Origin of the sequence: Nonomuraea sp. NPDC049750 (assembly GCF_040659625.1) — a bacterium.
In the GTDB taxonomy this organism is placed as follows: Bacteria; Actinomycetota; Actinomycetes; order Streptosporangiales; family Streptosporangiaceae; genus Nonomuraea.
Genome location: NZ_JBFANB010000003.1, coordinates 249504 through 263460, shown reverse-complemented (window position 1 = coordinate 263460; position 13957 = coordinate 249504). Strand labels below are relative to the sequence as shown.

The 13957-nt window shown below is 69.1% G+C and carries 10 protein-coding genes; 3 read left to right on the top strand and 7 right to left on the bottom strand.

The window, feature by feature from the left end:
* Nucleotides 1-18 precede the first annotated feature (18 nt).
* A complete protein-coding gene (eccCa, locus tag AB0J16_RS09730; RefSeq protein WP_358536595.1) occupies nt 19-4017 on the bottom strand; it encodes a type VII secretion protein EccCa in 3999 nt (1332 codons plus the stop codon).
* A gap of 135 nt (nt 4018-4152) precedes the next feature.
* On the opposite strand from eccCa, the gene eccD reads away from it, so the two are divergent.
* On the top strand, nt 4153-5544 hold the full coding sequence (eccD, locus tag AB0J16_RS09725; RefSeq protein ID WP_358536593.1) for a type VII secretion integral membrane protein EccD: 1392 nt from the start codon (nt 4153-4155) through the stop codon (nt 5542-5544).
* Nucleotides 5545-5635: 91 nt separating this feature from the next.
* Here eccD and AB0J16_RS09720 read toward each other — a convergent pair whose 3' ends face one another.
* Nucleotides 5636-6328, bottom strand: a complete 693-nt coding sequence (locus AB0J16_RS09720) for an RNA ligase family protein (protein ID WP_358536590.1) — start codon at nt 6326-6328, stop codon at nt 5636-5638.
* Between the two features lie 237 nt (nt 6329-6565).
* Between AB0J16_RS09720 and AB0J16_RS09715 the strand changes: the two genes are divergently transcribed.
* Nucleotides 6566-8395, top strand: coding sequence for an ABC transporter ATP-binding protein (locus AB0J16_RS09715; protein ID WP_358536588.1), 1830 nt, complete (start codon nt 6566-6568; stop codon nt 8393-8395).
* On the opposite strand, the gene pta is transcribed toward AB0J16_RS09715, so the two are convergent.
* From pta to AB0J16_RS09690, 5 genes are all read right to left on the bottom strand, one after another.
* On the bottom strand, nt 8357-10438 hold the full coding sequence (pta, locus tag AB0J16_RS09710) for a phosphate acetyltransferase (RefSeq protein ID WP_358536585.1): 2082 nt from the start codon (nt 10436-10438) through the stop codon (nt 8357-8359). The two genes, AB0J16_RS09715 and pta, sit on opposite strands and share 39 nt — an antisense overlap.
* Nucleotides 10439-10526: 88 nt before the next feature.
* Nucleotides 10527-10739, bottom strand: a complete 213-nt coding sequence (locus tag AB0J16_RS09705; RefSeq protein WP_358536582.1) for a helix-turn-helix transcriptional regulator — start codon at nt 10737-10739, stop codon at nt 10527-10529.
* Nucleotides 10739-11338 (bottom strand): DUF2975 domain-containing protein, encoded by a 600-nt coding sequence (locus AB0J16_RS09700; protein ID WP_358536579.1) that lies wholly within the window; start codon nt 11336-11338, stop codon nt 10739-10741. Before AB0J16_RS09700 ends, AB0J16_RS09705 begins: the two co-directional genes overlap by 1 nt.
* An 829-nt stretch (nt 11339-12167) precedes the next feature.
* A complete protein-coding gene (locus AB0J16_RS09695; RefSeq protein ID WP_358536576.1) occupies nt 12168-12383 on the bottom strand; it encodes a DUF397 domain-containing protein in 216 nt (71 codons plus the stop codon).
* Complete coding sequence (locus AB0J16_RS09690; protein ID WP_358536573.1) at nt 12368-13207, bottom strand: helix-turn-helix transcriptional regulator; 840 nt, start codon at nt 13205-13207, stop codon at nt 12368-12370. Before AB0J16_RS09690 ends, AB0J16_RS09695 begins: the two co-directional genes overlap by 16 nt.
* A gap of 198 nt (nt 13208-13405) precedes the next feature.
* Here AB0J16_RS09690 and AB0J16_RS09685 point away from each other — a divergent pair, with 198 nt between their 5' ends.
* Nucleotides 13406-13858: an ATP-binding protein gene (locus AB0J16_RS09685; protein WP_358536570.1), complete on the top strand. Its 453-nt coding sequence runs from the start codon at nt 13406-13408 to the stop codon at nt 13856-13858.
* The last annotated feature ends 99 nt before the right edge of the window (nt 13859-13957 follow it).

Sequence of the window (13957 nt, the reverse complement as noted above, 5' to 3'; positions counted from 1 at the left end):
CAGAAGACAGTGATCTTTCTAGCCCGCTTCCGGTGGCGTCAGATACGCCGTCTGAATGAGCCGCGCCCCCGAACGCCGGTCCACATAGAACCCCCGCCCAGGCGGAAGCTGCTGCGGCCGCACGTTGCCGAACAGCGCCCCCTCATCCCGAGGCCCCGACAGCAGCACAGCCGGGGTGTTCATCTCCTTCAACCGCCGCACGACCGGGTCGAGCAGGCTGCGCCCCGCCCCGCCCATGGCCCGTCCCAGGATCAGGTGCAGCCCGATGTCGCGGGCCTGCGGCAGCAGGTCCCCGAGCACGGCCAGCGGATTGGCGGACGTGGCCACCAGGTCGTAGTCGTCCACGATCACGTACAGGTCCTGGCCGGTCCACCAGCTCCTGGTCCGCAGCTGCTCGGAGGTGAGGTCGGGCGGCGGCAGCCGGGTCTGCATGACCTCGTGGATGCCCTTGAGCACGGTGGCCGCGGCGGTGCTGGAGGCGGCGTACCCGATCCGGTGCTCGTTGTCGGCCGTGTCGAGCAGTGAGCGCCGGTAGTCGATGATGACGATCCGCGCCTCCAGCGGCGTGAACCTGTCGACGATGCCCTCGGCGACGACGCGCAGCAGGTTGGTCTTGCCGCTTTCGGTGTCGCCGAAGACGACGAAGTGCGCGTCGGCGTCGAAGTCGAGCGAGACGGGCGCCAGGGCGGCCTCGTCGATGCCGATCGGGATGCGCGGGCCGCTCTCGTCCGGTCCGGGCAGCGTGTGTACGGGGAACCGGTCGGGCAGCAGCCGTACGGGTGGCGCCGGTGGCTCGTGCCAGGCGTTCGCCGCGTCCGCCACCAGCGCGGCGACCCCTTCGGCCAGGTCGTCCACGGTGGCCTTGCCGTCCACGCGGGGCAGCGCGGCGAGGAAGTGCAGCGCCTCGCGGGTCAGGCCGCGGCCCGGCGCGCCCTCGGGTACGTTGGCGGCGGCCTTCCGGTCGATCTCCGACTCGAAGGAGTCGCCCAGCCTGAGCTCCAGCCTGGTGGAGAACATGTCGCGTACATTGGACCGGAACTCCGACCACTTGTTGGCGGTGCCGACGACGTGGATGCCGAAGCCGAGCCCCCGGGAGACCAACTCGCTCAGCGGCGCCTCCAGCGACTCGAACTCCTGGCGCATCGTGGCCCAGCCGTCCACGACGAGGAAGACGTCACCCCAGCCGTCGCCCTCGTACTCCCCCGCGGCCACGAGCCGGCGATAGGTGGCGATCGAGTCGATGCCCCGCTCCACGAACAGCCGCTCCCTGCGCGCCAGCAGGGCGGTCATCTCCGCCACCGTGCGCCGGACCCGGTTGGTGTCCAGCCTGGTCGCCACGCCGCCGACGTGCGGCAGCCCGGCCAGCGCCGACAGCGTGCCGCCGCCGAAGTCGAGGCAGTAGAACTGCACCTCCTTGGGCGTGTGGGTGATCGCGAGCGCGGCGATCAGCGTACGCAGCAGGGTGCTCTTGCCCGTCTGCGGCGATCCGATGATCGCGGCGTTGCCCGCCGCGCCCGACAGGTCCAGCCAGTACGGGTCGCGCCGCTGGTCGAACGGACTGTCCACGATGCCCACCACGGCGTGCAGCCGGCCGGGGCGGTTCTGGCCGGTGCCGGCGGCGGTGAGCCCGTGCGACGCGGTCGCCTGGAGCGGCGGCAGTAGCCGGTCGAGCGGGGCCGGCTCCTTGAGCGGAGGCAGCCAGATCCGGTGGGCGGCGGGTCCCTGCCCGTTCAGGCGGTCGACCACGATGTTGAGCAGGCTGTCCTGCTGCTCCCGGTCCTCGGCGGCGGGCTCGGGCTCGACGGCGGGCGGCGGCGGCAGCGGCACTCGCTCCGTGCCGTACCAGACGATCTTGCCCTGGTGGCCGGGACGGGCGGCGACCGCGCGGTTCTCCCGCTGCGCCACCTGGTAGGGACCGGACACGTAGGCGGCCTTGAACCTGGTCATCCCGGTCGTCTCGAACATCAAGTACGCGTTGCCCGGCTCGGGCGGCAGCGAGTACGCGTCGGCGACGCCCAGCACCGCCCGGCTCTCGGCCGCCGAGAACGTCCGCAGCCCGATCCGGTACGACAGGTGCGTGTCCAGCCCGCGCAGCCGCCCCGACTCCAGCCGCTGGGAGGCCAGCAGCAGGTGCACGCCGAGCGAGCGGCCGAGCCGGCCGATCATCACGAACAGCTCGATGAACTCCGGCTTGGCCGACAGCAGCTCGCTGAACTCGTCCAGCACGATGAACAGCGTCGGCAGCGGGCTCAGCCGGGCGCCCTGCTCGCGGGCCTGCTCGTAGTCGCGTACCGAGGCGTAGTTGCCGGCCGAGCGCAGCAGCTCCTGGCGGCGTACCAGCTCGCCGTGCAGCGCGTCGTGCATGCGGTCGACCAGCGGGAGCTCGTCCTCCAGGTTGGTGATGACGGCCGAGACGTGCGGCAGCGTGTCCAGGCCCAGGAACGTCGCGCCGCCCTTGAAGTCGACCAGGACGAAGTTCAGTACCTCGGAGGAGTGGGTGATCGCCAGCGCGAGCACCAGCGTACGCAGCAGTTCGCTCTTGCCGGAGCCGGTGGCGCCGACCACGAGCCCGTGCGGGCCCATGCCGCCCTGCGCGGCCTCCTTGATGTCCAGCTCGACGGGCCGGCCGTCGGCGCCGAGGCCGAGCGGCACCCGCAGGCGGTTCCTGACCGGCCGGGCCTGCCAGGTCACGGCGGCCGAGATCCGGCGGGCGTCGCCGATGCGGAGCAGGTCGGTGAGCGTGGTGTTGGTGGCGAACGCGTCGCCCTCCTCCCCGGCCCCGCCGGCCGCGCCGGCCCGCATGGGCGCGAGCTGCCTGGCCAGCGCGGCGAACGCGGGCAGGCCCAGCACGTCGGGCCGGCCGAGCGCGGTTCGGACCTGCTTGCCCATGTCGTCCTCGACGACCCGGACCACTTCGTCGGCCGTGACGTCGAGATTCAGCGAGAGCTGCGCGGGCGCCTGTCCCGCCGACCCGCTGAGGTCGATCACGGTCACGCCCTCGATGGCGTCGGTGCCGAGCTGACTGCCCGCGGGCACCCGGCCACCGTCCAGGATCACCAGGTGGTACGGCAGTACGTCCTGCGACAGGCCCCTGCTGAACCTCGGCCGGTCCTTCAGCTCGAACCCGAGCAGGTCGTCGAGCTCCCCGAGATCCCTGGTGACCAGCCTGACCGGGCCCGCGCCGTCCTCCTCCTCAGGATGGAAGGCGTGCGGCAGCCACTTGACCCACTCCCACTCGGCCGCGTGCTCGGGCCCGGTGCACACCGAGACCCGCAGGTCCTCGGGCGAGTGCAGGGCCACCGCCTGGGCCAGCGCGGCGCGGACCAGGCCGCGGACGGCCTCGGGCTCGCCCGCGAGCGTGATCCGGGCGAAGGAGTGCAGCGCCAGCGCGACCGGCAGGCCGGGGACCGTGGCGTGGGTACGGACGAAGCGGCGCAGCGCCCCGGCGGACATCGGGTCGAGGTCCTCGATCGGCCTGCTCTCCGGCGGGATGAGCGGCAGCGCGAGGCGCTGCGCGGAGGTGGCGATCCGCAGCTGGCCGAAGTCGTCGTCGCGGGGGCGCCGCTCCCACAGCCGCGAGGTCATGACCAGTGACCACAGCGTGACGGGGTCGGGATGGTTCCAGGTCATGGCCTTGCGCTGCTGCTCGGCGGCCTTGCGTACGCGCTTGCGCACCTGCTCCAGGTAGCGGTAGTAGTCGCGGCGCTGGCCGTTGATGCGGTTCTTGCGCTCGCCGGTGTTCCTGAGCATCTGGCCCATCGTCATGCCCACCATCGAGACGGCGAACAGGCCGCTGGAGACCATCATGATCGGGTTGCCCGTGCCGCCGCCGGTGAACATGAGCGCCATCGCGCCCGCCCCGGCGATCATCGGCAGGTACGTCAGTATCTGGGTCAGGCCACCGCCCGTGACCGTCTCGGGGATCTCGGGTGGCGGCTCCAGAAGTACCTCGCCGCTCGGCTGCTCCGGCGGCCTGCGCCGGTCGGGCCGACGCACCACCCATGTGTTGCCGCTCACCGCACCGCACCTCACCGAACACGCCACCGAACAACCCTCATAAAAGCCCGTCAGACCACGTATTCAGCGACATTTCAAATTTTCTCGACATATTTACGGCGGCGCGGCGGGGGCCCAGTCCATACACTCCTCCAAGTGAGCGCCACCGGAACCGACCTGTGCCGGGTCACGATCGTCACCCCTCGGGGGTCCCTCGATCTCGGCCTGCCCTCGGACATGCCGCTGGCGAGCATGCTGCCGACGCTGCTGCGCATCGCCGGCGAAGGGCTGGCGGAGGCCGGGCTGGCCCACGGCGGCTGGGTGCTCCAGCGCGTGGGCGGCCAGCCGTTCGACGTGAACGTCACGCTGTCGGACCTGGCCGTGCACGACGGGGAGCTGCTGCACCTGCGGCCCCGGGGGCACGAACTGCCCGAGACCGTCTTCGACGACGTGGCCGACGCCGTCGCGACCGGCGTACTCGAACGCACCAGCCGGTGGCAGCCCACCGTCACGAGGTCGTACGGGCTGCGGACCGCCGCGGTGGCGCTGGGCGCGGGCGCCGCCGCCCTGCTGCTGACCGGCCCGCCGTGGACGCCCACCGCCATGGTCGCGGCGGGGATCGCGCTGGTGCTGCTGCTGGCCGCGGCGGCGCTGTCGCGGGCCCTGGGCGACGCGGGCGCGGGGGCGGCGATCGGGTACGCGGCCCTGCCGTACGGGTTCGTCGCCGGGCTGCTCGGACCCGATTCCCCGACCGGCCTGACCGGGCTGGGCGCGCCGCACCTGCTGGCGGCGTTCGGGGTCACGCTGATGCTGGCCACGGCCATCGGGTTCGCCGTCGCCCAGGGGCTGCCGACGTTCCTCGGGGTGGCCTTCGCCGCGTTCTGCGGCCTGCTCGGCGCACTGGCGGTCATGGTCCTCGCCGTACCGGCGGCCGGGGTGGCCGCGCTGCTGGCCACACTGGCCGTGGGCATGACGACGGTGGTGCCGTCGGTGTCGTTCCGGCTGGCCGGACTGCCGCTGCCCGCCCTGCCGACGACCGCCGACGAACTGCGCCGCGAGGGCGGCGACCTGGACGGCCGGATGGTGATCGACCGGACGGTCGTCGCGGACGCCTTCTGCACGGGCCTGCTCGGCGGGGTGTCGCTCCTCACGCTCGGCGCCCAGATCCTCCTAGCGGTGGCGGGCACCTGGCCGGCGATCGCGATGAGCCTGTCGCTCTCGGCCGCCCTGCTGCTACGCGCCCGCGTCTTCGAAGGCCGGGCCCAGCGGCTGTGGCTGCTGACCTCGGCCCTGCTCGGCTCCGGCCTGCCGATCCTGGCCGTGGCGGTGGGGTCGGCCCGCGAGGTGGTGCTGTTCGGGGTGGTGCCCGGGCTGGTGATGCTCGCCCTGCTGGTGGCCGGGGTGGCGCTCTGGCTCTCGGCGTCGCGGCCCACTCCGTTCTGGGGGCGGCTGGCCGACATCCTCGACATCGTGCTGATGATCGCCCTGCTGCCGCTGGCGCTGGCCGTACTGGATGTGTACGAGACGATCCGCGGGCTGGTCAGCTGAAGCGCAATGCCTATTCACAGGCCCGGATTCCGGTCTCGTCACCGTCGAGACCAAGCGCCTGTGGGCTTGCCGCTGCCCGGTGCGCCTGTTCTTACTCGTGGCGCAACTCTTGGACGGCCTCTCGCAGGTGCGTGTGGAGTTCGTCTTCTTCGCCATCGCCGAGGGCGGCCATGGCGGCGGGAAAGGCGTCGGTGAGATCGACCATGACGTCGAGCACGACCTCGTCCACGAACTCACTAAAGGACGCGGGTCCTGTCTTGGACCGCGCGCTGTCCAGCCGCGGTTTGTTCACCATGCTCTGGGCGAGTCGGCGTAAGTCGCCCAAGGCAAGCCGCGCGTGCCGGTTCCAGGGCCGGCTCTCGTCGAAGCGTTGCTCATCGAACTCTTCGATCTTCATCTTGATGATCGGGCGCTGTTCCGCCGTCGCGGAGATGTCAGGACGCATGACGATCCCCTCCGCGAAGTTGCCCGGAATGTTCGGCAGGCCGTGGAGGGGTGGCACTCGAGTGGGGAACCGCGGTGGCAGGGCGTCGAGCTCGTGTCTGGGACCCCTGCCGATCAGGGGCACGACATCGAGCCCGGCAGCTGCCGCCACGGCTGCCACGTCGGCATAGGGCAGCAAGAGGCCGGCGTCGTCCGGACGGTCGTGCCGGAGCACGTCGAAGAGCGCGAACCGCAGGCTCGGGCTGTACCAAACCCCGGTCTGCACCGCGCTTACCCCGGGCACCGGGTCAACGTCGGCATGTGGATAGTGGCCGCCGTACAACTCTCCATAGATGCGCACGACCGTTCCGCCCAACGACAACGCATGGCAGAAGTCTCAGTGTCCACACGACGTTCCCGAAACTGTTTTTCGCCCCGGAAAGCCCGCCTGGATTCGGCGGGCGCGGCCTGACGGCCAGCGGGGTCGGGCCGGATGCGAGGGGGTGAGACCGATCCAGGTGGCCGGAAAATCAGTCGCCTCCGCGTACGCCCTGCGGCAGCATGGTCACGGGCGGTTGTCGGGGTTCGGGAGGGGCGGATGGCTGTGCTCGGATCGCTTCAGGGCTCCGAAGGCGTTTCATCCGGACGAAAGTCGGCGGTCCTGCTCGCGCTGCGTCACTACTGCGGTGAGCTGGTGCGCCAGTGGCGCGTCGCGGCGCCCGCGCTGACGATGCCCGCGTTCGGGAACATCTGCCTGTTCTACCTGGCGCCGCTGGCGGTGGCCGGCATTGTGGGGCGGCTGTCCGCGGGTGGCGACGGCTCCGTCGGCGCGCTCCTGCCGTACGTGCTCGGTTTCGCCGGGTTGCTGCTGGCCGGTGAGGTGCTGTGGCGGATCGGGCTGCATTTCCTGAATCGTACGGACGCCCGCGGCATCGAGCACCTCGGCGTGGTGGGCATGGACGAGTTGCTGACCAAGGACACCGCGTTCTTCCACAACAACTTCGCCGGGTCGCTGACCAAACGGGTGCTGGGGTTCTCCTCCAGATTCGAGGACTTCGTCGACACGCTGACCTTCTCCATCATGGCCAAGGTTGTGCCGATCGCCTTCGCCTCGGTGGTGCTGTGGACTTATCACCCGCTGCTGGTCTTCGTTCTGCTGGGCCTCATCGTCGTCACGGGCTGCCTCGTCGCGCCGCTCATCCGCCGCCGCCAGGCGCTGGTCGACGAGCGTGAGGCCGCCAAGGTGCGGGTCTCGGGCCACGTCGCCGACGTCCTGTCGAACATGGACACCGTACGCGCGTTCGCCGCCGAGGACCGCGAGGCCGCCGAGCATCGCGTCAGGGTCGCCGAGCTGCGGAAACTGTCGCTGCGTTCCTGGGACTACGGCAACCTGCGCGTGGACACCGTGGTCGCCCCCATCTCGATCCTCACCAGCGCCCTCGGCCTGCTGCTCGCCGTCGCGCTCCGGGGCGGTCTGGGCGTGGAGGCCGTCGTGGTGACGTTCACCTATTACTCCAACACGATCAGCGTCATGTTCGAGTTCAACCAGGTATACCGGCGCATCGAGAGCGTGCTCACCGAAGCCGCCCAGTTCACCGAGCTGCTGCTCGTACCGTCGAGTGTGGTCGATCCGGCCGACCCGCAGCCGCTGCGCCGGGCGGACGCGAGCGTCCGCTTCGACCGGGTGACGTTCGCGCACGCCGGCGGCTCGTCCCTGTTCGAGCGTCTGGACCTGGACATCCCCAGTGGCACCAAGATCGGACTGGTCGGCCAGTCCGGCGGCGGCAAGACCACGCTCACCCGGCTGTTGCTGCGCCTCATGGACGTCGACGGTGGCCGGATCCTGATCGGTGGCCAGGACATCGCCCGCCTGCGGCAGGCCGATCTGCGCAGCCTCATCGCGTACGTGCCCCAGGAGCCGGCCATGTTCCACCGGTCGGTGCGCGACAACATCGCCTTCGCCCGGCCGGGCGCCACCGACGCGGAGATCATGCGGGCCGCGCGGGCGGCGCACGTCACGGAGTTCGTCGAGTCGTTGCCGAAGGGATTCGACACGCTGGTCGGCGAGCGTGGCGTCAAGCTGTCCGGCGGCCAGCGGCAACGGGTCGCCCTCGCCCGCGCCATTCTGCGCGACGCCCCGATCCTGCTGCTGGACGAGGCGACCAGCGCCCTCGACTCGGAAAGCGAGATCCTCGTCCAGGAAGCGTTGTGGGAGCTGATGCAGGATCGCACCGCGCTCGTGGTCGCGCACCGCCTGAGCACCGTCGTCCGCATGGACCGGCTCGTCGTGCTGAACCAGGGCGAGATCGTGGAGCAGGGCACCCACGGCGAGCTGCTCGAGTCCGACGGCTCCTACGCCCGGCTCTGGCGTCACCAGTCCGGCGGCTTCCTAGTGGAGGACGACACCCCGGACGCGCTCCACCGATGAAGGGCCGTCCGCGTCGTCGTCGCGTACCTGAGCGGCGGTGATGGCCACGGTGGTGACGATGTCGGCGACGGTGGCACCGCGAGACAGGTCGTTGACGGGCTTGCGCAGTCCTTGCAGCACCGGTCCCACCGCGACGGCGCCGGCACTGCGCTGGACGGCCTTGTAAAGGTTGTTGCCGGTGTTGAGGTCGGGCACCACGAAGACAGTGGCGTGGCCGGCCACCTGGCTGCCGGGCATCTTGGTCCGCGCCACCGAGGGGTCGACCGCGGCGTCGTACTGGATCGGCCCCTCCACCATCACGTCGGGACGGCGCTCGCGGACCAGCTCGGTGGCGGTGCGGACCTTGTCGACATCGGCGCCGGCACCCGAGGCACCCGTCGAGTACGACAGCATGGCGATCTTAGGGTCGACACCGAACAGGGCGGCGGTGCGAGCCGAGGAGATCGCGATGTCGGCGAGCTGCTCGGCACTCGGATCGGGGTTGACCGCGCAGTCGCCGTAGACCAGCACCCGGTCGGCCAGGCACATGAAGAACACGCTGGAGACCAGCCCCAGGCGCAGGATCTCGAACGCCGGCCTGATGGTGTGCGCGGTGGTGTGCGCCGCACCCGAGACCATACCGTCGGCCATGCCGGTGTGGACCATCAGCGTGCCGAAGTAGGACACGTCGGTGACGGTGTCGCGGGCCAGCTCGGTGGTCATTCCCCGGTGCGCCCGGACTCTCGCGTACTCGCGGGCGAACCGCTCGCGCAGCCGCGCGTCGAACGGGCTGAGCACCCTGGCCTCGTCCAGATCCAGGCCGAGCTGGGCGGCTTGCACCCTGATCCGCTCCTCGTCGCCGAGCAGAGTGAGCTCGGCCACGCCACGGCGCAGCAGGACGTCGGCCGCGCGCAGGATGCGCGGCTCCTCGCCCTCTGGCAGCACGATGTGCCGCCGCCGGGTCCGTGCCCGATCCAGCAGCTCATACTCGAACATCAACGGCGTGACGACGTCGGTCTTGGCGATGGCCAGCCGATCGAGCAGCAGCCGGCCGTCGACGTGCTCGGCGAACAGCCGCAGCGCTGTGTCGATCTTCCCGCCGGCTTCTGGTGTGAACTGGCCCTCCACGGCCGACAGGCGGGTCGCGGTGTCGAAGGTGTCATGGTCGGTGGCGATGACCGGCAGGGGAATGGCCATGCTGCGCAGCAGCCGGTCCACCGGGGCGGGCAGATCCGTGCCACCCGTCATGATCACCGCCGAGAGGGCGGGGAAGCCCGGTGCCGCGTGTGCCGCGATCAGCCCTGGGAGTAGCGCGGCGGCCCGATCGGACGGGATGATCACCGCGGCGCCCTCGGTGTAGCGGTCCAGGATGCCGGGCAGTGACATCGCGCCCACCATCAACGCGCTCGCCTCCCGGCCCAGCCCGTCGCGCTCGCCGAGGAAAAACCTGCCGTCGCAGGCAGCCAGCAGGTCGGCGACGGTGGGCGCGCGCAGGGAGGGAGTCTCGGGCAGTACGAACACCGGCGTGGGGTGGTCGATCGCGATGCGCTCGGCAGCGGCCCGGGTGACCACGACCGCCAGTTCCTGGGCGTGGTGCTGCGCCAATTGCCGGGACGACAGCTCGACCGCGGCACCGATCTCCGAGACCGTCCTGGCTCTCCCGCTCACCACGTTCAGCACGGGCGTTCCCAGGTCCGCGGCAAGCCGGGCGTTGAACTCGAACTCGGTCGGCGCGCCCACATCGGTGTAATCGGTCCCGACCACGACCACCGCGCCGCATCGCCCCGCGAGCGCACGGTAACGAGCCACGATGTCACCGGCCGCCCGCTCGGCGTCGGCGTGCACCTCGTCGTAGGTGACACCGGCGTACGTCTCGTAGGGCAGGCTGAGCTGGAACCTGCTCCGGATGGTGTTGATCAGGTTGTCCTCACGGCCTGCCCGCACCACTGGACGGAACACGCCCACGGTCCCCACCTGCCGGGACAGCAGCTCCACCATGCCCAGGGCGACCACACCCTTGTTGCTTCCCGCCTCGCCCGCCGCGACGTACACCGCACGTGTCATGTTCACATTGTCTGTTGGCTCCTTCTCGATCTCGGCAGCGGGCTGTCGGCAACGGCCGCGCTCCTACGGCAAGCCGCCCGGGCAGCTATCAATGGTCGTAGCGGAGCAGGTCTCCCGGCTGGCAGTCGAGCGCGTCGCACAGGCGCATGAGTGTCGAGAAGCGGATCGCCTTGGCGTGTCCGTTCTTCAGAATCGACAGGTTGACCACGGTGATCTCCACGCGGTGCGACAGTTCGGTGAGCGTCATGCCCCGTTCCTGGAGCAGTTCGTTGAGGCGGACCGTGATGGCGGGCTCGCCCATCAGATGGTGGCCTCGACCTCTTCGAGCAGGGCGACGCCCCGGCGTACGATCTCTGACACGCCCAGCGCGACGAATCCCCCAAAGATGGCGACCAACTGCACGGCCGAAGGACCATAGAACGGATAGCTCTCTGTCAGCAGCATGGAGGAGAGCATGACCTCCGCGACCGTACCGATGACGGCCGACACGAGGGAGCCGACGATCAGGATGCAGCCGAACCTGCGCAGCAGCCGTGCCGTGTCGGCGGAGAACAGCGCCCGGTCGCCGGATCTCGCTCTGCGCAGTGCGCGGACCAGCGTGAACACCGCGAGCAGTCCCGTCGCCGCGCCGGGCGCCCACATCAGCAGGTAGAGCAGGCCGGCAAGCGGCGCGGGCCCCTGCGGCCTGACCATCACTTCGGCGGCCACGTTGCCGATCGTGGCGTCGCCCGCCGCCAGGCCCTCGATCGGCAGGTCGTACACGCGCAGCGGGATGCCCCCGCCGTTGGGCGTGCCGAAGAAGGCCATTCCCGCCGTCATGGCGAGCAGGCCCAGAGCACCCAGGCAGGCGATGATCAGGGCGAAGGTCAGCAGGATTTCGAGTCGGTTGAGCCACTTCATGGACATAACGATAATCGTAAATAACGAAACTCGTTATGTCTAGGGCCGCGAGGCGTCCCACGCGGCGCGATCAGCGCCAAGCCCGCGACCCGACAGCACGGTGACCGCTCGAACTCCACGCCACAACGCAAGGTTTCGATGGCGCAGGACATCCATGATCGATACAGGGCGCGGCCGTTTCGGGCTCCACCCTGAGTGATCAAGATCGGGTTCCGGTGTGATCACGGCCAGGCCGGACGGCGGGCACCCCTGGCCCGCCTGTCACCTTTTGATTCTGCTAACGGGACTTTCCGCTTGGATGCTCGAACCCCCTCACGGAATCACGAAAGCTTTCCGACAGGTCGACGACAGTACTCGTGAGTAGCTTCGACCCGCAGACGGACCGTCGCCCCAAGAGCTGGAAGAGGCTCTCTTTCCCAAGGAGGAAGCAAGGCGGCGCTCGATCGCGCTTATCACGAGCCCCGCCTCGGGGCAGAACAACTCCCCTGTCGGCTTCTGGGCGTGCAACGGCGGCGCGACCCTGCTGTGGCGGTGGCGGCTCCGACCTCTGGCTCTCATCCGAGCACACCGCTGACGCCGTCTGCCTCGACGGCTACGGCAGCAGTTGGCACGGCAACGGCAGCCCCGTGGGCCTGTGGAGCTGCAACGTCAGCAACCCCAACGCCTGGCAGCGCTGGTACTGACCGACCGCGAATGACTCCTGTCCGGCCTCGAAGGATCGGACAGGAGTCATTCGCGCGTATCGCTCGCCAAGCAGATCCGCCAACTCGGCATTTCTCCAGACCTGGCAGGCAGCCTGACCAAAAGGCCAGACCCCCTCCACCGATGTCTAGAAGTCGAACACTCCCTCTTTCACCCCACCGGCGAACGCCTTCCACTCTGGATCGGTGAACACCAGAGCAGGCCCATCGGGGTCCTTGCTGTCCCTCACCGCGACGCGTCCGGCCGACAGGGGAGCCACCTGTACGCAGTTCCCCTGAGCGTCCGAGAGGGGACTCTTTCGCCACACCGCGTTCCTGAGTTCTTCGCTCAGCGCCAGATCCATTCTTGTTTCAACCTCTCTTCGATCAGCGCCATCGAGTCTGCCTGGGACAGCGCATCCGCCCTGATCGTCTGAAACCAAGCCTTCAGCATCTCCACAGACTCGAGCCGGTCCACCATGCGGCCCCCATCAGGGGTGTCGATGAAGACGGCTTCGTCGCCATCTCCAGCCGTCCGAGCGATCACGAACCCTGCCACCAGGCCACGCGTAGACATAGCGCGTAGGGGGACGATCTGAATCACTATGTTCGGACTTCTACCCATCATGAGGAGATGTTGAAGCTGATCCCGGGTGATTTCCTCGCTTCCTACCGGGCGTAGCAGTGCGCACTGGTCGAGAACGGCATATAGGAACGGAGGGTTGTCCCGGCGCAAAATGGCTTGTCGCTGCATCCGCGCCTCTACGGCTTCTTTCACTTGCTCAGGGGTTGTACCGGGCTTACCTCGGCAGACAGCTTCCGCGTACTCCCGAGTTTGGAGCAGGCCAGGAACGATCAACCCTTCATAGGCGCACAGTTCCGTGGCCCGCTTCTCCCTGTCCAGCCACGGCAGGAAGTTGCGAAAGGTCACGTTGCTGCGAGACCTACGGGGAAGGTGCTGCACGAGATCACCTGGCGGGAGCCCCATGGCTTCCTCGCACCGGCGTGCCCTGTTCTCATCCATCCGGCGGTCGGCCCGTTCGATGTTGCCGATCTGCTGACCTGTGAGAGCGACCCGGGCCCCCAGCTGAGCCAACGTCAATCCCGCCTCTTTGCGCCGTTTACGCAATTCATAGCCATATCGCGCGTCTGGGCTTGTTTCGGGGTCTAGGTTTACCTCGATTCCCACGCCACATTCCTCCTTGCGTGCCACTGCGGCGAAACTCCGCAGCCCGGAAACTGTGTCGCTACAGACTTTGCCGACCACTGAGAAAAATATCGCTCTGATGCCATTCTGGCTAGCGGTTCACCACGCCCTCCACCTGTGGTGACACAGGCTGAAGAAATCCAGAGGCGAGCACGACACGGACAAAGTCGGTGAATAATCATGAATGCGGCGCTTCACTCCCCCACCCAATGCCGTACCTTCGAGATGAAGGATCTGGATCCCCGCGTGATCCCCGCCAGAGCGCGCGACACCATCGCGTCGTGGGTGGGAGCGGACCACCCCCGGGCGTACGACCTTCAGACGCTCGCCACGGAGTTGGTCACCAACGCCATCAGGTACGGTCTCGGGACCATGCCTGCGGCGCGGTGGGTGCGCATGAGGCTAGAGCCGGAGAAAGGCTTCATCCGCCTGGTCGTGGTCGATCCTGGGCACGCCAATACCTTCCCTCGGCTTCGACAGCCCGTGAACGACCCCGGCCCCGAGGATGAGGACGCGGCGATCGAGTTCGGCCGTGGGCTGCGCATAGTGCACGAGATCACCGACGGCTCGTGGGGTCACTACTACAACACCCGGAACGAGCGGGTCGTTTGGGCTCTGGTGCCCCGACGCTAGACATCCCCACGGTCGGCAAGACGGTGCCTCTGCCTGCCGTGGGGAGCACGCCTCCCACGGATCCCGGTTCAGCACCGCCCGACCGCGACTGAGGTGCGG